The sequence below is a fragment of the Streptomyces sp. NPDC015127 genome, from assembly GCF_043080095.1.
Classification (GTDB): Bacteria; Actinomycetota; Actinomycetes; order Streptomycetales; family Streptomycetaceae; genus Streptomyces.
In genome coordinates, this window is the sequence record NZ_JBIBVE010000029.1 from 1 (window position 1) to 21,020 (window position 21,020).

Genomic DNA, 21,020 nt, shown 5'->3' on the forward strand with positions numbered 1-21,020 from the left:
GGTTGATAGGCCGGATATGGAAGCCAGGTAACTGGTGGAGTTGACCGGTACTAATAGGCCGAGGGCTTGTCCTCAGTTGCTCGCGTCCACTGTGTGGTTCCCGGGTTGCGAACAGTCGCACCGGTTGAACCAGTTTCACTTATCAATTGAAGAGTGTGCTTGTTCGCTAAGTGCCGATACCCCGCTTGCGGGGTGGCCCGATAGAGTTTCGGTGGTCATAGCGTTAGGGAAACGCCCGGTTACATTCCGAACCCGGAAGCTAAGCCTTTCAGCGCCGATGGTACTGCAGGGGGGACCCTGTGGGAGAGTAGGTCACCGCCGAACAATCTTTGAAGGACCCTTGGTCCCAGCGTTCACGCTGGGACCAAGGGTCCTTTTTGTTTTGCCGATATGCCGAAGCGCGGCCGATGGCCGGCTGCGCGAGAATGACTGTGGTACCCGAAGACAGGAGTCACGCCGATGTCCACCAACTCTCCCGACGATCGTCCGGAGCGCGAGCCGCGTCGCAGGGACGGTGGTGACAGGGGAGGTTTCCGCGGCGGTCGTGACGACCGGGACCGTGGGCCTCGTCGGGACAACGACCGTGGTGAGCGCGGCGGATACCGCGGCTCTCGTGACGACCGATCCCGTGACGACCGTGGTGGCCGCCCCGCCGGTGGCGGTTTCCGTCGTGACGACCGCCCGACGGGTGGTTTCCGTCGTGACGACCGTCCGACCGGTGGTTTCCGTCGCGACGACCGCGACCGCGAACGCGACCGTGACCGTGGGCCTCGTCGCGATGACGAGCGTGGTGGGTTCCGCGGTCCCCGTGACGACCGTGGTGGCCGTCCCTCCGGTGGTGGCGGTGGCTACGGCCGTCGTGACGACCGCCCCGGCGGTGGCTTCCGCCGTGACGACGAGCGTGGTGGCGGTTTCCGCCGCGATGACCGTCGTGACGACCGGCGGGATGACCGCCGCGATGACCGGCGTGATGACCGTGGTGGGTTCCGTCGTGACGACCGGCCCCGTGACGACCGTGGTGGCCGTCCCACCGGTGGTGGCTTCCGTCGTGACGACCGTCCGACCGGTGGTTTCCGTCGCGACGACCGTGACCGTGACCGTGGGCCTCGTCGCGATGACGAGCGTGGTGGGTTCCGCGGTCCCCGTGACGACCGTGGTGGCCGTCCCTCCGGTGGTGGCGGTGGCTACGGCCGTCGTGACGACCGCCCCGGCGGTGGCTTCCGTCGCGACGACGAGCGTGGTGGCGGTTTCCGCCGCGATGACCGTCGTGACGACCGGCGTGACGACCGTGGTGGGTTCCGTCGTGACGACCGGCCCCGTGACGACCGTGGCGGACGTCCCACCGGTGGTGGCTTCCGTCGTGACGACCGTCCGACCGGTGGTTTCCGTCGCGACGACCGCGACCGCGACCGTGGGCCTCGTCGCGATGACGAGCGTGGTGGGTTCCGCGGTCCCCGCGACGACCGTGGCGGACGTCCCTCCGGTGGTGGTTTCCGCCGCGACGACCGTGACCGCGACCGCCAGGGCGGCGGCTTCCGCGGTCCCCGGCGTGACGACCGGCGGGATGACCGACGCGACGACCGTGGCGGTTACCGCGGCCGCGACGACCGTGGTGGCTACGGGCGGCGTGACGACCGGGACCGTCCGGACCGCGAGCCCATCAAGCGGCTGCCGATCCCCGAGGACGTCACGGGCGACGAGATCGACAAGGACGTGCGTCAGGAGCTCCAGAGCCTCCCGAAGGGGCTGGCCGAGGACGTCGCCAAGAACCTCGTCATGGTCGCGAACCTGATCGACGAGGACCCCGAGCGGGCCTACGCCTACGCCCGCGTGGCGCTGCGGCTCGCCTCCCGTGTGGCCGCCGTGCGCGAGGCCGCCGGCTTCGCCGCGTACGCGACGCAGAAGTACTCCGAGGCGCTGGCCGAGTTCCGGGCGGCGCGGCGGATGACCGGCACCGTGGAGCTGTGGCCCGTCATGGCCGACTGCGAGCGCGGTCTGGGCCGTCCCGAGCGGGCGCTGGCGATGGCCGGTGAGCCCGAGGTGCAGAAGCTGGACAAGGCCGGCCAGGTCGAGATGCGGCTCGTCGCCGCCGGGGCCCGCAGGGACATGGGGCAGCTGGACGCCGCCATCGTGACCCTGCAGAGCCCTGAGCTGGCCTCGAGCTCCGTGCAGCCCTGGACCGCGCGGCTGCGGTACGCGTACGCCGACGCGCTGCTGGCCGCCGGACGCGAGGGCGAGGCGCGCGAGTGGTTCGCCAAGGCGCTGGAGGCCGACAAGGACGGCGCCACCGACGCCTCCGACCGGCTCGCCGAGATCGACGGCGTCGAATTCGTCGACGTCATGGACGACCTCGGCGAGGGCCATGAGGACGAGGACCACGACGAGAACGAGCGTGGGGCCGCCTCGTCCGAGCGGACCGCGGAGCCGGGCGACACCGCCGCGCAGGCCGAGGACGAGGACAAGTCCGCCGAGTAGGCGGTAGCGGTACGGACGCGTGAGGGCGGTACCCCGGTCACCGGGGTACCGCCCTCACGCATGTACGACCTCAGTCGAGCGCCAGGCTCCGCAGCACCAGGCCCGTCGCCGGCTTAGGACCGAACGACGTCGACTTGCGCGGCATCGTGACACCTTCGCGCGCCAGGTCCCGGACGGTCTCCTCGCGTACCGGGTGCATCAATACGGCGGTACCGCCGTCCCGTTCGGCCTGGGTGACCGCCGCCAGGCTGTCGTGGATGTAGGTGATGTGCTCCGGGGTGTCCGGGATCCGCCAGAGGTGGTCGAGCATCGTCGCGTGCAGCACGGTCGCGTCCAGCGTGCGCCATGCCTCCGGGTGTCCGCCGGGGACCGTGCCGGCGAGCAGCTCCGGGGCGGGGCGGTCCGCGAGGTGGAAGCGTCCGTCACCGGCGAGCAGGAAGGCGTTGCCCTCCGCGGCCGCCTCGGCCAGGGCGTCGAGTGCCCGCTCCAGGGACAGGGAGTCGTCGAGGGTGCGGAGGCGGAACGATCCGTCGAGCGCGGACAGGGCGTCGGCTACCGGCAGCCGGCGCAGCAGCCGGTGGATCGCGCGCACCTGCAGCGGATAGCGGGCGGTGTCGATGAGCAGGACCAGGCCGTAGTCCCAGGGGCCGGGCGACGCCATGTGCTCGGTACGCAGCCGCAGGTAGGTCGCCCAGCGGTGATGTCCGTCCGCGATGAGGGCCTGATGGTGGCTCAGGTCGCGGCGGATCTCGGTCAGTTCGCCGGGATCCGTGACCGCCCACAGGCGGTGGCTGAAGCCGTCCTCGGTCGTCGTGGCGAGCACCGGCGGGCGCAGGATGGTGCGCTCGATGACGGCACTGGTCCCGGAGAGCTCGCCGCCGCTGCGGTAGGCGAGGAGCAGCGGTTCCAGGTTGGCCGCGGTGCTGCGCATCAGGGCGGCGCGGTCGGCGACGATCTCCGGCATCACGTCCTCGTGCGGCAGCACGACGCCGTCGGACGGTTCGGACAGGGCCAGCGCCCCGATGACGCCGCGCTGGAGCAGGTCGCCCTTGCGCTGCTCGTACACATACAGGGCGGGCTCGGGGTCGGCGGCCATCACACCCTCGGACAGCCAGCGGGACAGGGTCTCGGCGGCCTGGCGGGAACGATCCTCGGGGGAGGCGGCCTGCGGGAGGATCAGGCGCACGATGTTGTACGGATCCGCCGATTCGAGATGGTGCAGTCCGTCGGGCCTGACGACCACGTCGTACGGCGGCGAGGTCACGGCGGCGAGGCTGCCCACCCGCTCGGGGACGTAGCGCAGTCCGCGGAACGGGATCAGGTGCAGACCGTCACCGGCCGCAGGACCTTCGTTGTTCATCTGGGCATCGTATGTGGGCGGTGGCCATGAGCGATGATCGGGGGAGTGGACCCGAGCGAGGAGCGGATACGGATGAGTCAGCAGGGCACGAGGCGGCCGGGCGGGAGCGCGATCGCGCTGAGCGAGGCGTACGACACGGCCCTGCTCGACCTGGACGGGGTGGTGTATGCGGGCGGGGCGGCGATCGTGCACGCCGTGGAGTCGCTGACGACGGCCGGCGCCGGCGGAATGCATCTCGCGTACGTGACGAACAACGCGCTGCGCACTCCGGACGCCGTGGCCGCGCACCTCACGGAGCTGGGCATCCCGACCGCGGCCGGGGACGTGATCACCTCCGCGCAGGCCGTGGCGCGGCTGATCGCGGAGCAGGTCCCGTCCGGTTCGCCGGTGCTGGTCGTCGGCGGGGAGGGGCTGCGGGTGGCGCTCCGCGAGCGCGGGCTCGAGCCGGTGGAGTCGGCGGAGGACGGTCCGGTCGCCGTGGTGCAGGGGTACGGCGGGCCGGAGCTGCCGTGGGGGCGTTTCGCGGAGGCGTGTTATGCGATCGCTCGGGGCGTGCCGTGGTTCGCGTCCAACACCGACCTGACGATTCCCAGCGCCCGCGGCATCGCGCCCGGCAACGGTGCGGCGGTGGAGGTCGTGCGGATCGCGACCGGCGCCGAGCCGCAGATCGCGGGCAAGCCGCTGCCGCCGATGCACCGGGAGACGATTCTGCGGACGGGTGCAGAACGGCCGCTGGTGGTCGGGGACCGTCTGGACACGGACATCGAGGGCGCCTTCAACGGGGGCGTGGACTCGCTGCTCGTGCTGACGGGGGTGACGGACGCGGCGCAGTTGCTGGCGGCGGTTCCGCAGCACCGGCCGACGTACGTGGACGCCGATCTGCGCGGGATGCTGGCGCCGCAGCCCGAAGTGGCCGAGGTCGACGGGGAGTTCCGCTGCGGCGGCTGGAGCGCGGCGGTGCGCGGTGACGAGTTCGTGCTGGACGGCGAGGGGACGCCGCTGGACGGGCTGCGGGCGCTGTGCGGGGCGGCGTGGACGTACGCGGGCGAGGGCGCGTGCACGCTGGACGCCGCGAAGGTACTGGCCCGGCTGGCGCTGTAGTCGGGTGTAGTGCGGCTGGAGTTGCAGCAGCCGGGCCGGTGCCCCGGCGCGGGCCGACCCGAGGCGGCGATGAGAGGGTAGGCTAACCTAACCTCGTGTTGGTCGAAAGCCCCCCGAAACAGAGCGCGGAGCCGGCCCCCGCACCCGAGAGCCCCAGGCGTCACGCCCTGCGTGCCGTCGGACTGCTGGTGTCGGTCGTCATCCTGCTGCTGGTCTGCGTCGCGAGCATCGCCGTGGGCGCCAAGTCGATCCCGGTCGCCGACGTGTGGAACGGTCTGTTCCACAACACCGGGACGGGGAACGACGTCATTGTTCGGGACGTCCGCGTACCGCGGACGCTGCTCGGCCTGGTCGTCGGGGCCGCGCTCGGCCTGTCCGGTGCGGTCATGCAGGCCCTGACGCGCAACCCGCTCGCGGAGCCGGGCCTGTTGGGCGTCAACGCGGGAGCGGCCGCCGCGGTCGTGTCGGCCATCAGCTTCCTCGGTGTCACCTCGCTCACCGGCTACGTCTGGTTCGCGTTCGCCGGGGCCGCGGTCGTCTCCGCCGCCGTGTACATCCTCGGCGGCAGCCGCAGCGCCACCCCCGTACGGCTCGCGCTCGCCGGCACCGCCGCGACGGCCGCGCTGTACGGCTACATCAACGCCGTGCAGCTGCTCGACTCGGCGGCGCTGGACCGGCTGCGGTTCTGGACCGTCGGCTCGCTGGCGTCGGCCGAGATGGGCACCGTCACGAAGGTCGTGCCGTTCGTCGCCGCGGGCACGCTCCTGGCGCTGCTGATCGCCCGCCCGCTGAACGCCATGGAGATGGGCGACGACACCGCCCGGTCCCTGGGCGCCCATCTGAACCGCACCCGCGTCCTCGCGATGCTCGCGGTCACCCTGCTGTGCGGGGCCGCGACGGCCGCGTGCGGGCCGATCGTCTTCGTCGGGCTGATGATCCCGCACGTCGTGCGTGCCCTCACCGGCCCCGACATGCGCTGGATCCTGCCCTACGCCGCGGTCCTCGCGCCCGTCCTGCTGCTCGGCGCGGACGTCGTCGGCCGGATCGTCACGCGGCCCTCCGAACTGCAGGTCGGCATCCTCACCGCGTTGATCGGCGGGCCCGTCTTCATCCACCTCGTACGCCGCAAGAGGATGGCCCAGCTGTGAACAGCCCGGTGAAAGCGATACGCACCCCCGGAGGTCTCTCCGTCCGGATCGACCCGCGGGCAGCGGTCGTCGTCCTGGCGCTCGCCGCGGCGGCCGCGGCATCGGCCGTCGTCCTCATCGGCAGCGGTGACTTCCCCATGTCGTTCGGCGACGTCGTCGACTCGCTGCTCGGAAACGGCACCGCCGCCCAGGAGTTCATCGTCCAGGAGCTGCGGCTGCCGCGCGTGCTCGTCGCCGTCCTCGTCGGGGCGTTCCTCGCCCTCAGCGGCGCGATCTTCCAGTCGCTGTCCCGTAACCCGCTCGGCAGCCCCGATGTGATCGGTTTCGGCCAGGGGGCGACCGTCGGCGCGCTCACCGTCATCGTGCTCTTCGGCGGCGGCTCGCTCGCCGTGTCCGGCGGCGCGGTCGCCGGCGGGCTGCTCACCGGTGTCCTCGTCTACCTGCTGGCCCGGAAGCGCGGCGTGCAGGGTTTCCGGCTCGTCCTCGTCGGCATCGGCGTCGCGGCCGTGCTCACCGCGGTCATCCACTACCTGATCACCAAGGCGAACCTGGTCGACGCCACCCGCGCCACACTCTGGATGACCGGCTCCCTCGACGGGCGCGACTGGGCCCAGGTCCGGCCGCTGATGATCATGTGCGCCGTTCTGATGCCGTTGGTGCTCGCGTACGGACGGCCGCTGCGGATGCTGGAGATGGGCGACGACGCGGCGTACGCGCTGGGTGTGCCCGTCGAACGCACCCGGATCGTGCTGATGGGCGCCGGTGTGCTGTTCATCGCCGTGGCGACCGCGGCGGCGGGGCCGATCTCCTTCGTGGCCCTCAGCGCTCCCCAGCTCGCCCGCCGCCTGACCCGCTCGCCCGGCCCGAACCTCGCCGCGGCGGCCGTGATGGGCGCGGCCCTGCTGCTCGTCGCGGACTGGGTGGCCACGAACGCCTTCGCCGACCGCCAGTTGCCCGTGGGCGTGGTGACCGGTGTCCTCGGCGGCTGCTACCTGCTGTGGCTGCTCGTCACCGAACGCAGGGCCGGACGGATATGAGCCTTCCCTCCGCCGCACTCTCTCAGAAGTCCCCTCAGAACGCCGGGAGTACGACCACCATGCAGCGACTCACCGCGGAATCGGTCACCCTCGCCTACGACCAGCGGGTCATCGCCGAGAACCTCTCGGTCGAGATCCCCGACCGTTCCTTCACGGTGATCGTCGGCCCGAACGCCTGCGGCAAGTCCACCCTGCTGCGTGCCCTGTCCCGGATGCTCAGGCCCTCCCAGGGCCGGGTGCTGCTCGACGGGCAGGCCATTCACTCGATGCCCGCCAAGAAGGTCGCCAAGACGCTCGGACTGCTGCCGCAGTCGTCGATCGCGCCCGACGGCATCACGGTCGCCGACCTCGTCGGCCGCGGGCGCTACCCGCACCAGGGTCTGCTGCGGCAGTGGTCGGCGACGGACGAGCGGATCGTCCAGGAGTCGATGGCGGCGACGGGGGTCGGGGAGCTGGGCGATTGGTACGTCGACGAGCTGTCGGGCGGTCAGCGGCAGCGGGTGTGGATTGCGATGGCACTGGCGCAGCAGACACCGCTGCTGCTGCTCGACGAGCCGACGACGTTCCTGGACATCCAGCACCAACTGGAGGTGCTGGACCTGTGCGCGGAGCTGCACGAGTCGCAGGGCCGCACGCTGGTCGCCGTGCTCCACGACCTGAACCAGGCGGCCCGCTACGCCACGCACCTGATCGCCCTGCGGGACGGGAAGGTGGTCGCGGAGGGCGCGCCGACGGAGGTGGTCACGGCGGAGCTGGTGGAGGAGGTCTTCCAGGTGAAGAGCCAGGTGATCGAGGATCCGGAGTCGGGGACGCCGCTGGTGGTGCCGGTCGCACGGAGGCGCGCGGCGACGGTGGGATGACGTGAGGCGGGTGTGGGGCGGGCGGGCCGCCGCACGGTGGCCTGGCGGCGGCCACACGGTGGGGCTACAGCAACGAGCGCAGGCGGAGGAGATCGCGGAAGCCGGCTTCCAGCCTGACCCGCCCCGACGCCCACGCCTTCGCGAACCTCAGCTCGCCGTCGACCATCGCCACCAGATCGTCGCCCGTCATCGCGAGGCGGATCTGCGCCTTGTCCCGCGGCGGGCCCGGCAGCGTCTCCATCACCTCGATCCGGCCGCCCTGGAGGCGGCCGACAAAGGTGGTGCCCAGGTCCGTGATGTGGCAGCTGAGGGAGCGGTCCAGCGCCGCCGCGCTGCGTACGTCGCCGTCCGCACTCGCCAGGTTGTCCGAAAGTCTCTCGAGTGCGCCGAGGCACTCCTGCGTCGTGGCCATCGTGATCGACGGTACCGCAGGGCTTCGCGGTAGCGTCATGGGCATGAGCGACTCCATGCCCGGCCCCGACCGGCCCGTACAGGAGCCGGAGCAGGCACCCGACCCGGCCGCGCCCGCACCGCTCGGCGTGCCCCGTATGCCCACCGGCAACGCCGAGGTGGACGCCCTGCTGGAGAGGCTGGCCGATGCCGACCACCTCGCTGCCGACGGACACCTGGAGGTGTACGAGGATGTACACCGGGGACTGCGGGACGCGCTGACCGCGCTCGACGCGCGCCCCCATGACCCGTCGCACAACCACAGGAGCTGAACCCACCGTGGCAGGAGTCGCCCGCCGCCGTCTCGACGCCGAACTGGTACGCCGCAAGCTCGCGCGCTCCCGCGAGCACGCCGGCCAGCTGATCGCCGCCGGGCGGGTCAGCGTCGGCGGCAACACCGCGACCAAGTCCGCCACCCAGGTCGAGACGAGCGCGGCGATCGTCGTCACCGCCGACGACAGCGACCCGGACTACGTCTCCCGAGGCGGGCACAAGCTCGCCGGCGCGCTGGCCGCCTTCGTACCGCTCGGCCTGAAGGTCGAGGGGCGGCGCGCACTGGACGCGGGCGCGTCGACCGGCGGCTTCACCGACGTCCTGCTGCGCGCGGGCGCCGCGCACGTCGTCGCCGTGGACGTCGGCTACGGGCAGCTCGCCTGGTCCCTGCAGAGCGATGAACGCGTCACCGTCAAGGACCGTACCAACGTGCGGGAAATGACGTTGGAGACGATCGACGGAGTGCCGGTGGACCTGGTGGTGGGCGATCTGTCCTTCATTCCGCTCGGCCTCGTGCTGCCGGCCATGGTGCGCTGCACCGCGCCCGACGCGGACCTGGTCCTCATGGTCAAGCCCCAGTTCGAGGTGGGCAGGGAACGCCTCGGCAGCGGCGGTGTGGTGCGCAGCCCGGAACTGCGCGCCGAGGCCGTACGTTCTGTTGCCGAGCGGGCGGGGGAGCTCGGTCTCGGCGTACGGGGGGTCACCGCCAGCCCGCTGCCCGGCCCGTCCGGGAACGTCGAATACTTTCTGTGGCTCCGGGCCGGGGCGCCCGAGCTCGATCCGGCGGACGTCGACCGTGCAGTGGCGGAGGGACCTCGTTGACCACGACAGCAGCGACCACGACAGCAGCCAGAACCCGGGTACGTACCGTCTTCCTGCTCGCTCACACCGGCCGGCCCGCGGCCATCCGCAGCGCCGAACTCGTCGTGCAGGGTCTGCTGCGCAACGGCATCGACGTCCGGGTCCTGGAGGCCGAGGCCGCGGATCTGCCACTGCCCGCGTCCGTCGAGACCGTGCCCGACGCGACGCCCGAGGTACTCGACGGCTGTGAGCTGCTGATCGTCCTCGGCGGCGACGGGACGCTGCTGCGCGGCGCCGAGTTCGCCCGCGCCTCGGGCGTGCCGATGCTCGGCGTCAACCTGGGGCGCGTCGGCTTCCTCGCCGAGGCCGAGCGCGACGACCTCGACAAGGTGGTCGACCGCGTCGTCACCCGCGCCTACGAGGTCGAGGAGCGCATGACCCTCGACGTCGTCGTGCACAGCAACGGCGACATCGTGCACCGGGACTGGGCGCTGAACGAGGCCGCCGTCCAGAAGGTCTCGGCCGAGCGCATGCTCGAGGTCGTCCTGGAGATCGACGGCCGTCCGGTGACCGGCTTCGGCTGCGACGGCATCGTCTGCGCGACCCCGACGGGCTCGACCGCGTACGCCTTCTCGGCCGGCGGACCCGTGGTGTGGCCCGAGGTCGAGGCCCTGCTGATGGTGCCGATCAGCGCGCACGCCCTGTTCGCGAAGCCGCTGGTGACCTCGCCGGACTCGACGCTCGCCGTCGAGGTCCAGCCGCACACCCCGCACGGGGTGCTGTGGTGCGACGGGCGCCGGACAGTGGAGCTGCCCTCGGGCGCCCGTGTCGTGGTCAGGCGGGGGGCCGTTCCGGTACGGCTGGCCCGGCTGCACCACGCCTCGTTCACGGACCGGCTGGTCGCCAAGTTCGCCCTGCCGGTGTCGGGTTGGCGAGGCGCACCGCGCTGAGCGCGCTCCGCCGTTGCCCGGGAGAGTGAATGGGTGGCCGGGGTCCGTCGCGCGGCGGCCCCCGGACCTCGTAAGGTCATGTCCGTGTTGGAGGAGATGCGGATACGGTCGCTCGGAGTCATCGACGACGCGGTCGTCGAGCTGTCGCCCGGGTTCACCGCGGTGACCGGCGAGACGGGCGCGGGCAAGACGATGGTCGTCACCAGCCTCGGGCTGCTGCTCGGCGGGCGCGCCGACCCCGCCCTGGTGCGGATCGGCGCCAAGGCGGCGGTGGTGGAGGGGCGGATCAGAGTGTCCGCCGACGCCCCCGCCGCGCTGCGCGCCGAGGAGGCCGGGGCCGAGCTCGACGAGGGCACGCTGTTGATCAGCCGGACCGTTTCGGCGGAGGGGCGCTCGCGCGCCCACCTGGGCGGGCGGTCAGTGCCCGTCGGCATGCTGTCCGAGCTCGCCGACGAGCTCGTCGCCGTCCACGGCCAGACCGATCAGCAGGGTCTGCTGCGCCCCGCCCGCCAGCGCGAGGCGCTCGACCGCTACGCGGGCGACGCCGTCACCGGCCCGCACGCCAAGTACGCGGCCGCCTACCGCCGGCTGCGCGCCGTCGCGGGCGAGCTGGACGAGCTGACCACGCGGGCCCGCGAACGCGCCCAGGAAGCGGATCTGCTCCGCTTCGGCCTCGACGAGATCGCGGCCGTGGAGCCGCGCCCCGGCGAGGACGTCGAGCTGGCGGCCGAGGCGGAGCGGCTCGGGCACGCCGAGGCCCTCGCCTCCGCCGCCTCCGTCGCGCACGCCGCGCTCGCGGGCAACCCGGAGGACCCGGAGGCCGTGGACGCGACCACGCTGGTCGCCGGTGCGGGACGCGCGCTGGACGCCGTACGGGCCCACGACCCGGCGCTGGCAGCGCTCGCGGACCGGATGGGGGAGATCTCCATCCTGCTCGGCGACGTGGCCGGCGAGCTCGCCGGTTACGCGGACAATCTCGACGCCGACCCGCTGCGGCTGGCGGCGGTCGAGGAGCGGCGGGCCGCCCTGACGCAGCTGACACGCAAGTACGGCGAGGACATCGCGGCCGTGCTGGCCTGGGCCGAGCAGAGTGCGGCCCGGCTCACCGAGCTGGACGGCGACGACGACAGGATCGGCGAGCTGATGGCGGAGCGCGACGCGCTGCGTCGTGAACTGTCAGACCTGGCCCAGACGTTGACGGACGCCCGCACGGAGGCCGCGGCCCGGTTCGCCGAGGCCGTCACCGAGGAGCTCGCCTCGCTCGCCATGCCGCACGCCCGGGTCTCGTTCGCCATCCGGCAGACGGACGATCCGGAGGGCGTGGAGGTCGGCGGCCGACCGGTGGCGTACGGGCCGTACGGGGTGGACGAGGTCGAGCTGCTGCTCGCACCGCACCCGGGGGCGCCCCCGCGGCCCATCGCCAAGGGCGCGTCCGGTGGTGAGCTCTCGCGGGTGATGCTCGCCGTCGAGGTCGTCTTCGCGGGCACCGACCCCGTGCCGACGTACCTCTTCGACGAGGTCGACGCGGGCGTCGGCGGCAAGGCGGCGGTCGAGATCGGGCGTCGGCTCGCGAAGCTGGCCAAGTCGGCGCAGGTGGTCGTGGTCACGCACCTGCCGCAGGTGGCGGCGTTCGCGGACCGGCAGCTGCTCGTCGAGAAGACCAACGACGGCTCGGTGACCCGCTCCGGTGTCACTGTCCTGGAGGGCGAGGACCGGGTGCGCGAGCTGTCCCGGATGCTGGCCGGCCAGGAGGACTCGCAGACGGCGAGGGCGCACGCGGAGGAGCTGCTGGCGGCGGCCCGAGCGGACGCCTGATGGCGCTCCGGCGTCGGTGTCGATCATAGGGGCCGCATGCGCGCAGGCCAGGACACCAGGATCCCCGCCAGGACCGTCGCCCTCGTCACCGCTCTCGGCGCCACGCGGGCTGTCGCCGCGGCATTGAGGCGGCGGCGTGCGGGCGCGGGCTCCACGCGCTGGGAGCGCACCAACTACGCCGGACGCACCGTCGACCTGTTCGCCGGACCGGCAGTCGCCGTCGGGTCGATGCTCGGCGCCCTGCCCGCCCTGCCCGCCCTGCCCGCCCGTACGCGGGGCGCGGCGGCGGTCGCCGTCGGCGCGGCCGCGCTGTGCGGGGCCTACGACGACATGGCCGGCGCCGGGGACCCGCGGCGGGGCTTCCGGGCGCACCTGGGCGCCCTGCGCCACGGCGATGTCACCAGCGGGGCCGTCAAACTGTTCGGGATCGGCGCGGCCGGGCTCGTCGCCGGGGCGATGCTCAAGGAACGGCCGCTCGACAAGCTACTCGCCGGGGTGGTGATCGCCGGCTCCGCGCACGTCGTCAACCTCGTCGACGTGGGGCCGGGCCGGGCCGCCGTCGCCGTGATGGGGCTCGGCGCCCCCGGACTGCTGCGCCGAGGAGCAGCCGGCGCGCTCGCCGCCGCGCCGGTCGGCGCCGCGGCCGCCGTCGTCACCGACGACCTCGGCGAGCGCACCATGCTCGGCGACACCGGAGCACACGCGCTCGGCGCGGCACTCGGCACGGCCGTCGTGGCGGGCAACGGCCGCGCCGGACTCGCCCTGCACGCGGCGGCCCTCGTCGCGGCGACGATACGGGGAGCCGATGTCAGCAGGATGTCGGCCGGTTCACCTATGTGAGTGATCCCGGCACGGAGGACCCCGTTCCGACACAGGCACGACATCAGGACGGTGCCGGAACGTCCGTACGGACTGGCATCCTTGGCGGGTGACACAGCTGCGTACGGTCCAGGTACTGGGCGGCGGCAGTGCGGGCAGCAGCGCGCACGTCAGGTCGCTGGCCGCGGGGCTGGTGGCGCGGGGCGTGCGGGTGACGGTGTGCGCCCCCGCCGAACTCGACCATGAATACGACTACTTGGGCGTCGGCGCGCATTTCGTGCCCGTGCCGCGCCGGAGCGATCCGCTCTCCGTCGGCGCGCTGCGGGCGGCGTGCGCCGACGCGGACGTGGTGCACGCGCACGGGCTGCACGCCGCCGTACGCGTCTCCCTCGCGCTGAGCGGGCAGCGCGTGCCGCTCGTCGTCACCTGGCACACGCGGGGGCACGGTGAGGGTGCGCGGGGCCGGGTGCTGCGGCTCGTCGAGCGAAGGGCCGTGCGGACGGCCGCCGTTGTGTTCGCCACCTGCTCCGAGCTCGTCGACCGGGCCCGCGAGCGCGGCGCCCGCGACGCCCGTCTCGCGCCGCTCGCGACTCCCCGCGCCTGCGCGCCGCTCGGCCGGCCGGACAAGAAGCGCGCCGAACTGGGGGCCGTCGAGCGGCCGTTGCTGGTCGCCGTGGGCAGCCTCGACGAACACCGCGGCTACGGGGTCCTGTTGGACGCCGCCCGCCGGTGGCGGGCCCTGGACCCGGCGCCGCTCCTCCTCATCGCGGGAGAGGGTCCCCAGCGGGCCCCGCTCCAGCAGCGCATCGAGGACGAGGACCTGCCTGTGCGGCTGCTCGGCCGGCGCGACGACGTGGCCGAAGTCCTCGCGGCCGCGGACGTCGCGGTCCTGCCCAGCCGCTGGGAGGCGCGGTCGGTGCTGGCGCAGGAGGCACTGCGGCTGGGCGTCCCCCTGGTCGCGACGGCGGTCGGCGGCATGCCCGAACTGGTGGGCGACGCGGCGGTGCTGGTCCCGTACGGGGACGCGGGAGCGCTGGCATCGGCGGTCTCTCACCTGCTGTCGGACCCGGCCCGCCGCGAGGAGCTGGCGCGGGCGGGGCGGGCGCAGGCGGGAATGTGGCCGTCGGAGGACGACACGATCGCGCAGACGCTGAGTGTGTACGACGAGGTGACGGGCGGGGGGTGAGGTCTCCGCTGCGCCCGGCTCTTCCCCCACCCCGCCCCTTCCCGAACCGGGGCTCCGCCCCGGGCCCCGTACCGCGCTCCGCGCGGTGTCCCTCACCCTCCGCCCCCTACGGCCTGACGGCCGTGGGTGGGTCCTCCTGGGAGGCCAGGGGGAGTGCCCCTGGACGGCCTGGAAATGCCGCTGCGCGGCAACTAGGCCGGCACGATCAGGGATCTGGGCCAGGCCCGGCAGCGCGTCGAGCAATCTCAGCCCCGCCGGCGTTTGAGGTGCGGGGTTCGGGGCGGAGCCCCGACGGGGGCGTTGCGCGCGGCTCCGGGCCAGGTCCGACGAGCGGCATCGCGTAGGCCGGGGCGGGGCGGCAGCCCCGGTCAGGGCGCGTGGCGGCGGGCGCGGAGGGCCAGGCTCAGGGAGAGGACCGTCTCCGGGTCGTCCAGGTCCGTGCCCAGCAGCTCACCGATCCGCGCCAGCCTGTTGTACAGCGTCTGCCGGTTGAGATGCAGTTCGCGCGCCGTCTCCGCCTTGCGGCCCGCGTGCGCCAGGTACGTCTCCAGCGTCGGGAGCAGCGGCGGGCGTGACGCCGCGTCGTGCGCCCGCAGCGGGCCGATCGCGCGGTCCACGAACGCCGCCAGGTCCGGATGCTCCCGCAGGCGCCACAGCAGCAGGTCGATGTCCAGGCGACGGGCGTCGTACCAGGGACGGTCGCTCAGACCCCGCGCCGCCGTCGCGGTCTCCGCCGCGTGCCGCAGCCCCGCGCCCGCCGTGGCCCAGCCGCCCGCCACGCCCACCACGACGACCGGCGGATGCGCCGCCTTGCCGAGCCCCGCTCGTTCGACGCCCGTGCGCAGCGCGTCGGCGACCCGGCCCGCGACCGGGACCCGTTCGGATTCCGCCCGGAGGCCGACGAGGAGCGGGACGCGGCCCTCCACGGGGCGTACGCCGAGCAGGACCGGCACCCCGAGGGAGGCGAGCGCGTCGGACACGGCCCGGGCGAGCACGGCCCAGTTCCCCGTCGGCGTCAGCTCGGCGGCGAGCCGCATCACCACCGGCAGCAGCGGTCCCGACCCCGGCTTGAAGCCCAGCACGCGGGCCTGCGCCGGGGCGTCCTCGGGGGCGATGCGCCCCTCGGCGAGGTCGGTCAGGAAGTCGCCGCGGCCACGGGCCGCGAGTTCCTCCTCCTGGCGGGCCTGCATGAGGACGACGGCGAGCGACGCCGCCGCGCGTTCCGCGGCGATGCGGTGCACGGGCAGCAGCGGGGACGACACCGCCAGCAGCACCAGCCGGGCGCGCACCGCGCCCGTGCCGCGGGCGCCGCCCGGCACGTCGACCAGGACGGCGTTCGTCGGCGGCCCGTCCGTGCGGCCGCCGCGCAGCCCTTCCCAGACCTGGAGCGGGTCGGGGACGGCCGTCTCGCCGCCCGGGGTGTCCGCCGCGTACAGCAACTGCCCGTCGGGCGTCTCCAGGAAGACCGGGTCGCCGGTGAAGGAGGCGAGGATGCCGAGCACCTGGGGGACCCCGCCGCCGCCCAGCAGCGCCTCGGTGCAGCGCCGGTTCACCTCTTCGGCCTGGCGCAGCAGCGCGTAGTGGTGGTTGACGATCTCGGTGTGGATCTCCTCCGTCACCGTCACGAACGGCACCTCGCGGTGCAGCTGCACCAGCGGCAGCCCGGCCGCGCGGGCCGTCTCGACGATCGTGGCGGGCAGGCGCGTGAACCGCGGTCCCAGTTCGACGACCAGCGCGGCGATCCCGCGTTCGGCGAGCCGGTGCACGAAGGCGCGCTGCTCGGCCGGCCTGGTGCCGAGGCCCAGACCGGTCGTGAGCAGCAGTTCGCCGCCCTTGAGGAGAGAGGCGATGTTGGGCACCTCACCGGCGTGCACCCAGCGGACCGTGCGATCGAGCCGGTCCGCACCGGCCAGGACCTCCGGCAGCCCACTGCGGAGTCCCGGCAGCTCCAGCGCCCGCTGCACGGTGATGCCGCCCTGCGTTTCCATGGCTGCGGACGCTACAGGGACGCCACAACCAGGGACAACACGGATCAGCCTCCGTACGCTCCCGAAGCCGTCAGCCGCAGGGCGGTGTCGATCAGCGGAACGTGACTGAACGCCTGCGGGAAGTTGCCCACCTGCCGCTGGAGCCGCGGGTCCCACTCCTCGGCGAGCAGCCCGAGGTCGTTGCGCAGGTCCAGCAGCTTCTCGAACAGCTTGCGCGCCTCGTCGACCCGGCCGATCATCGCCAGGTCGTCGGCCATCCAGAACGAGCACGCGAGGAACGCGCCCTCGTCGCCCGGCAGGCCGTCCACGCCCTCGTCCGCGCCCTCGGTCGGGTAGCGCAGGATGAAGCCGTCCGACGTCGACAGCTCGCGCTGGATCGCCTCGATCGTGCCGATGACGCGCTTGTCGTCGGGCGGCAGGAAGCCCATCTGCGGGATCAGCAGCAGGGACGCGTCCAGTTCCTGCGAGCCGTAGGACTGGGTGAACGTGTTGCGCTCCTTGTCGTAGCCCTTCTCGCAGACGTCCCGGTGGATCTCCTCGCGCAGTTCGCGCCAGCGGTCCAGCGGTCCGTCGGCGTCGCCGGACTCGATGAGCTTGATGGTGCGGTCGACGGCGACCCAGGCCATCACCTTGGAGTGCACGAAGTGCCGGCGCGGGCCGCGGACCTCCCAGATGCCCTCGTCGGGCTGGTCCCAGTGCTTCTCCAGGTACTGGATCAGCTTGAGCTGGAGCAGCGAGGCGTAGTCGTTGCGCGCCAGGCCGGTCATGTGCGCGAGGTGCAGGGCCTCGGTGACCTCGCCGTAGACGTCCAGCTGGAGCTGGTGCGCGGCGCCGTTGCCGACCCGGACCGGGCTGGAGTTCTCGTAGCCGGGCAGCCAGTCCAACTCGGCCTCGCCCAGCTCCCGTTCGCCCGCGATGCCGTACATGATCTGCAGGTTCTCGGGGTCGCCGGCGACCGCGCGCAGCAGCCACTCGCGCCAGGCGCGGGCCTCCTCGCGGTAGCCGGTGCGCAGCAGCGACGACAGGGTGATCGCCGCGTCGCGCAGCCAGGTGTAGCGGTAGTCCCAGTTCCGCACGCCGCCGATGTCCTCGGGGAGCGAGGTCGTCGGCGCGGCGACGATCCCGCCGGTCGGGGCGTACGTCAGCGCCTTCAGCGTGATCAGGGAGCGGACGACGGCCTCGCGGTAGGGGCCGTGGTACGTGCAGTGGTCGACCCATTCGCGCCAGAAGTCGGCGGTCGTCGTCAGCGCGCCCTCGGGGTCCGGGAGCGCCGGCTGCTCCTTGTGCGAGGGCTGCCAGCTGATCGTGAAGGCGATCCGGTCACCGGGGGCGACCGTGAAGTCGGAGTACGTGGTCAGGTCCTTGCCGTACGTGTCGACCTCGGTGTCCAGCCAGACGGAGTCCGGGCCGGCCACGGCGACCGTACGGGTGTCGACCTTGTGCACCCACGGCGTCACACGCCCGTAGCTGAACCGCATGCGCAGCTCGGAGCGCATCGGCACCCGGCCGCTGACGCCCTCCACGATCCGGATCAGCTGGGGCGCGCCGTCACGGGGCGGCATGAAATCGGTCACCCGGACCGTGCCGCGCGGCGTGTCGAACTCGGACTCGAGGATCAGCGAGTCGCCGCGGTAACGGCGGCGGTCGGCGGCCGGCGGTGCGTCGTTCACGCTGTACGCCGGTCCGAGCCGCCAGAATCCGTGTTCCTCGGTGCCGAGGATCCCGGCGAAGATGGCATGCGAGTCGAAGCGGGGCAGGCACAGCCAGTCGACTGTTCCGTCCCGGCAGACCAGTGCTGCGGTCTGCATGTCTCCGATGAGTGCGTAATCCTCGATGCGCCCGGCCACGTGCATCTCCAGTCGAACGGCCACGTCCGCCCCGTGGGGCGCTTACTGCGGTCAGGGGTCGTTGGCGAGCCGCGGGTACCCCACACACCACAGTGGCACCGTCGCCACCCGCATGGTGTGGGGGGCGCCGGATTTTCCGGGTGACGGGGCTCGGTGGTACGGGTCGACCGGCCCGGCTCGGCAGCGAGTGTCCGTGCAGGATACGACGCACGCAAGTGATGCGTGCAGGTGTCCGGACAACGTGACTGCGCCGAACGGGCGAGCGGCAGGTGAGGTGCGGTGAACGGTCCGCGCCGGTATCGGGCGCGTCGCCGCGTACGGCCGGAAGCGGCCGTGCCCTGTCGCTGATACCCTGGTACCCCGTGGACCGGTGGCCGTCCCGATACGAGATGGCCCCGAAACCGCAGCGACGGCACCCCCGAATCCGGGTCGGACGCCGGTACGCACCCCACCACGCGACCACGGGAGCCCCCTCTTGGCGATGCCGGCACGAGCCACGACATCCGCGACGACCAAGCACATCTTCGTCACCGGGGGTGTCGCCTCCTCCCTCGGCAAGGGCCTCACGGCCTCCAGCCTGGGCGCGCTGCTCAAGGCGCGGGGCCTGCGGGTCACCATGCAGAAGCTCGACCCGTACCTGAACGTCGACCCGGGCACCATGAACCCGTTCCAGCACGGTGAGGTGTTCGTCACCAACGACGGCGCCGAGACCGACCTGGACATCGGCCACTACGAGCGCTTCCTCGACGTCGACCTCGACGGCTCGGCGAACGTCACCACCGGCCAGGTGTACTCGCAGGTCATCGCCAAGGAGCGGCGCGGCGAGTACCTCGGTGACACCGTGCAGGTCATCCCGCACATCACCAACGAGATCAAGTCGCGTATCCGCCGCATGGCCACCGACGACGTCGACGTGGTGATCACCGAGGTCGGCGGCACGGTCGGCGACATCGAGTCGCTGCCGTTCCTGGAGACCGTCCGCCAGGTCCGCCACGAGGTCGGCCGGGACAACGTCTTCGTGGTGCACATCTCGCTGCTGCCCTACATCGGCCCGTCCGGTGAGCTCAAGACCAAGCCGACGCAGCACTCGGTCGCCGCGCTGCGCAACATCGGCATCCAGCCGGACGCGATCGTGCTGCGCGCCGACCGTGACGTGCCGACCGCGATCAAGCGCAAGATCTCGCTGATGTGCGACGTCGACGAGGCCGCGGTCGTCGCCGCCATCGACGCCAAGTCGATCTACGACATCCCGAAGGTGCTGCACACCGAGGGCCTGGACGCGTACGTCGTGCGCAAGCTGGACCTGCCCTTCCGCGACGTCGACTGGACCACGTGGGACGACCTGCTGGACCGCGTCCACAACCCCGACCACGAGGTCACCGTCGCGCTGGTCGGCAAGTACATCGACCTGCCCGACGCGTACCTTTCCGTGACCGAGGCGATGCGCGCCGGCGGCTTCGCGAACAAGGCCCGCGTCAAGGTCAAGTGGGTCACCTCCGACGACTGCAAGACGCAGGCGGGCGCGCAGAAGCAGCTCGGCGACGTGGACGCGATCGTCATCCCCGGCGGCTTCGGCGAGCGGGGTGTCGACGGCAAGGTCGGCGCCATCCGCTGGGCCCGCGAGCACAAGGTCCCGCTGCTGGGCCTGTGCCTGGGCCTGCAGTGCATCGTGATCGAGGCCGCGCGCAACCTGGCCGAGATCCCGGACGCCAACTCCACCGAGTTCGACGCCGCCACCGCGCACCCGGTGATCTCCACCATGGAGGAGCAGCTGGCGTACGTGGAGGGCGCGGGCGACCTGGGCGGCACCATGCGGCTCGGCCTGTACCCGGCGAAGCTCGCCGACGGCTCGATCGTGCGCGAGGTCTACGCGGACCAGCCGTACGTCGAGGAGCGCCACCGCCACCGCTACGAGGTGAACAACGCCTACCGCGCGGAGCTGGAGAAGAAGGCGGGCATCCTCTTCTCGGGCACGTCCCCCGACAACAAGCTCGTCGAGTACGTCGAGTACCCGCGCGAGGTGCACCCCTACCTGGTCGCCACCCAGGCACACCCGGAGCTGCGCTCGCGCCCGACCCGTCCGCACCCGCTGTTCGCCGGTCTGGTGAAGGCAGCCGTCGAACGACAGCGGGGTGCGCAGCAGCAGGCCGCGCGCACGTCGGGCGAGTGAACCGCAGGCGTTACGGTTGACCGGGGTACGGACCTTGCGGGGTCCGTGCCCCGGTTTCCGTTTGTGCGTGGTGGAAGGACGCTTTCGATGACCATCAAGGACACGCCCGAGGAGTGGCGGGTCACCGCGACCGAGACGCCGTTCCGGGGCAACAAGACGAGCGTCCGCACCGACGACGTGGTCATGCCGGACGGCTCGGTCGTCAAGCGGGACTACCAGGTCCACCCGGGATCGGTCGCCGTCCTCGCTCTCGACGAGGAGGGGCGGGTGCTGGTGCTGCGCCAGTACCGGCACCCCGTACGCCACAAGCTGTGGGAGATCCCGGCCGGCCTGCTGGACGTGCCCGGCGAGAACCCGCTGCACGCGGCGCAGCGGGAGCTGTACGAGGAGGCGCACGTCAAGGCCGAGGACTGGCGGGTGCTGACCGACGTCTACACCACTCCCGGCGGCTGCGACGAGGCCGTGCGGATCTTCCTGGCGCGCGACCTGTCGGCGGCGGACGGCGAGCGCTTCGAGGTCGCCGAGGAGGAGGCGGACATGGAGCTGGCCCGGGTGCCGCTGGAGGAGCTGGTCTCCGGGGTGCTCGCCGGGGACCTGCACAACACCTGCCTGGTCGTCGGTGTCCTGTCGGCGGTGGCGGCGCGCGCGGGCGAGGGCTTCGACGCGCTGCGCGAGGCCGAGGCCCCGTGGCCGGCCCGCCCGTTCGAGGCGTGACGCGGCTTCCCTTTCCGCGGTCACGG

18 protein-coding genes and 1 rRNA gene are annotated in these 21,020 nt (G+C 72.7%); 15 read left to right on the forward strand and 4 right to left on the reverse strand.

What is annotated here, in order from left to right; translation table 11 throughout:
* The first annotated feature begins 207 nt into the window (after window positions 1-207).
* The 3 genes from rrf to ACF08N_RS34540 all read left to right on the forward strand — a co-directional run bounded on the left by rrf (window position 208) and on the right by ACF08N_RS34540 (window position 2,475).
* A 5S ribosomal RNA gene (gene rrf / locus ACF08N_RS34530) occupies window positions 208-324 on the forward strand.
* Window positions 325-544: 220 nt separating this feature from the next.
* A complete protein-coding gene (locus tag ACF08N_RS34535) occupies window positions 545-1,792 on the forward strand; it encodes a hypothetical protein (RefSeq protein WP_392328689.1) in 1,248 nt (415 codons plus the stop codon).
* A complete protein-coding gene (locus ACF08N_RS34540) occupies window positions 1,714-2,475 on the forward strand; it encodes a hypothetical protein (RefSeq protein ID WP_392328690.1) in 762 nt (253 codons plus the stop codon). The genes ACF08N_RS34535 and ACF08N_RS34540 overlap by 79 nt, the downstream gene beginning before the upstream one ends.
* Window positions 2,476-2,545: 70 nt before the next feature.
* Here ACF08N_RS34540 and ACF08N_RS34545 read toward each other — a convergent pair whose 3' ends face one another.
* Window positions 2,546-3,835, reverse strand: a complete 1,290-nt coding sequence (locus ACF08N_RS34545; RefSeq protein ID WP_392328691.1) for a DUF1015 family protein — start codon at window positions 3,833-3,835, stop codon at window positions 2,546-2,548.
* Between the two features lie 72 nt (window positions 3,836-3,907).
* Between ACF08N_RS34545 and ACF08N_RS34550 the strand changes: the two genes are divergently transcribed.
* The 4 genes from ACF08N_RS34550 (at window position 3,908) to ACF08N_RS34565 (ending at window position 7,981) form a co-directional block, all read left to right on the forward strand.
* The gene (locus tag ACF08N_RS34550; RefSeq protein ID WP_392328692.1) at window positions 3,908-4,936 is read left to right on the forward strand and encodes an HAD hydrolase-like protein; all 1,029 of its coding nucleotides are present in this window, start codon (window positions 3,908-3,910) and stop codon (window positions 4,934-4,936) included.
* Window positions 4,937-5,031: 95 nt separating this feature from the next.
* Complete coding sequence (locus tag ACF08N_RS34555; protein WP_392328693.1) at window positions 5,032-6,084, forward strand: FecCD family ABC transporter permease; 1,053 nt, start codon at window positions 5,032-5,034, stop codon at window positions 6,082-6,084.
* Complete coding sequence (locus ACF08N_RS34560; RefSeq protein WP_392328694.1) at window positions 6,081-7,121, forward strand: FecCD family ABC transporter permease; 1,041 nt, start codon at window positions 6,081-6,083, stop codon at window positions 7,119-7,121. Before ACF08N_RS34555 ends, ACF08N_RS34560 begins: the two co-directional genes overlap by 4 nt.
* 59 nt (window positions 7,122-7,180) lie before the next feature.
* Window positions 7,181-7,981, forward strand: a complete 801-nt coding sequence (locus ACF08N_RS34565) for an ABC transporter ATP-binding protein (protein ID WP_392328695.1) — start codon at window positions 7,181-7,183, stop codon at window positions 7,979-7,981.
* Between the two features lie 64 nt (window positions 7,982-8,045).
* On the opposite strand, the gene ACF08N_RS34570 is transcribed toward ACF08N_RS34565, so the two are convergent.
* Window positions 8,046-8,393, reverse strand: coding sequence for an SCP2 sterol-binding domain-containing protein (locus tag ACF08N_RS34570; protein ID WP_392328696.1), 348 nt, complete (start codon window positions 8,391-8,393; stop codon window positions 8,046-8,048).
* 43 nt (window positions 8,394-8,436) lie between these two features.
* Between ACF08N_RS34570 and ACF08N_RS34575 the strand changes: the two genes are divergently transcribed.
* The 6 genes from ACF08N_RS34575 to ACF08N_RS34600 all read left to right on the forward strand — a co-directional run bounded on the left by ACF08N_RS34575 (window position 8,437) and on the right by ACF08N_RS34600 (window position 14,275).
* On the forward strand, window positions 8,437-8,703 hold the full coding sequence (locus ACF08N_RS34575) for a hypothetical protein (RefSeq protein ID WP_392328697.1): 267 nt from the start codon (window positions 8,437-8,439) through the stop codon (window positions 8,701-8,703).
* 7 nt (window positions 8,704-8,710) lie between these two features.
* Window positions 8,711-9,526 carry a TlyA family RNA methyltransferase gene (locus ACF08N_RS34580; RefSeq protein WP_392328698.1) on the forward strand — a complete coding sequence of 272 codons (816 nt, stop codon included), beginning with the start codon at window positions 8,711-8,713 and terminating at the stop codon, window positions 9,524-9,526.
* Window positions 9,523-10,455, forward strand: a complete 933-nt coding sequence (locus ACF08N_RS34585; RefSeq protein ID WP_392328699.1) for an NAD kinase — start codon at window positions 9,523-9,525, stop codon at window positions 10,453-10,455. Before ACF08N_RS34580 ends, ACF08N_RS34585 begins: the two co-directional genes overlap by 4 nt.
* Before the next feature lie 78 nt (window positions 10,456-10,533).
* On the forward strand, window positions 10,534-12,270 hold the full coding sequence (recN, locus tag ACF08N_RS34590; protein WP_392328700.1) for a DNA repair protein RecN: 1,737 nt from the start codon (window positions 10,534-10,536) through the stop codon (window positions 12,268-12,270).
* Window positions 12,271-12,306: 36 nt separating this feature from the next.
* Entirely contained in the window at window positions 12,307-13,110 is an 804-nt protein-coding gene (locus ACF08N_RS34595; RefSeq protein WP_392328701.1) for a hypothetical protein, read from the forward strand.
* A gap of 88 nt (window positions 13,111-13,198) precedes the next feature.
* The gene (locus ACF08N_RS34600; RefSeq protein WP_392328702.1) at window positions 13,199-14,275 is read left to right on the forward strand and encodes a glycosyltransferase family 4 protein; all 1,077 of its coding nucleotides are present in this window, start codon (window positions 13,199-13,201) and stop codon (window positions 14,273-14,275) included.
* A gap of 368 nt (window positions 14,276-14,643) precedes the next feature.
* Here the strand turns inward: ACF08N_RS34600 and ACF08N_RS34605 are convergent, their stop codons facing one another.
* Window positions 14,644-16,263: a PucR family transcriptional regulator gene (locus ACF08N_RS34605; protein ID WP_392328703.1), complete on the reverse strand. Its 1,620-nt coding sequence runs from the start codon at window positions 16,261-16,263 to the stop codon at window positions 14,644-14,646.
* Window positions 16,264-16,307: 44 nt separating this feature from the next.
* On the reverse strand, window positions 16,308-18,110 hold the full coding sequence (locus ACF08N_RS34610; RefSeq protein ID WP_392328736.1) for a glycoside hydrolase family 15 protein: 1,803 nt from the start codon (window positions 18,108-18,110) through the stop codon (window positions 16,308-16,310).
* Between the two features lie 481 nt (window positions 18,111-18,591).
* On the opposite strand from ACF08N_RS34610, the gene ACF08N_RS34615 reads away from it, so the two are divergent.
* Window positions 18,592-20,280 (forward strand): CTP synthase, encoded by a 1,689-nt coding sequence (locus ACF08N_RS34615; protein WP_392328704.1) that lies wholly within the window; start codon window positions 18,592-18,594, stop codon window positions 20,278-20,280.
* Between the two features lie 87 nt (window positions 20,281-20,367).
* Window positions 20,368-20,994 (forward strand): NUDIX domain-containing protein, encoded by a 627-nt coding sequence (locus ACF08N_RS34620; protein WP_392328705.1) that lies wholly within the window; start codon window positions 20,368-20,370, stop codon window positions 20,992-20,994.
* Window positions 20,995-21,020 lie beyond the last annotated feature (26 nt).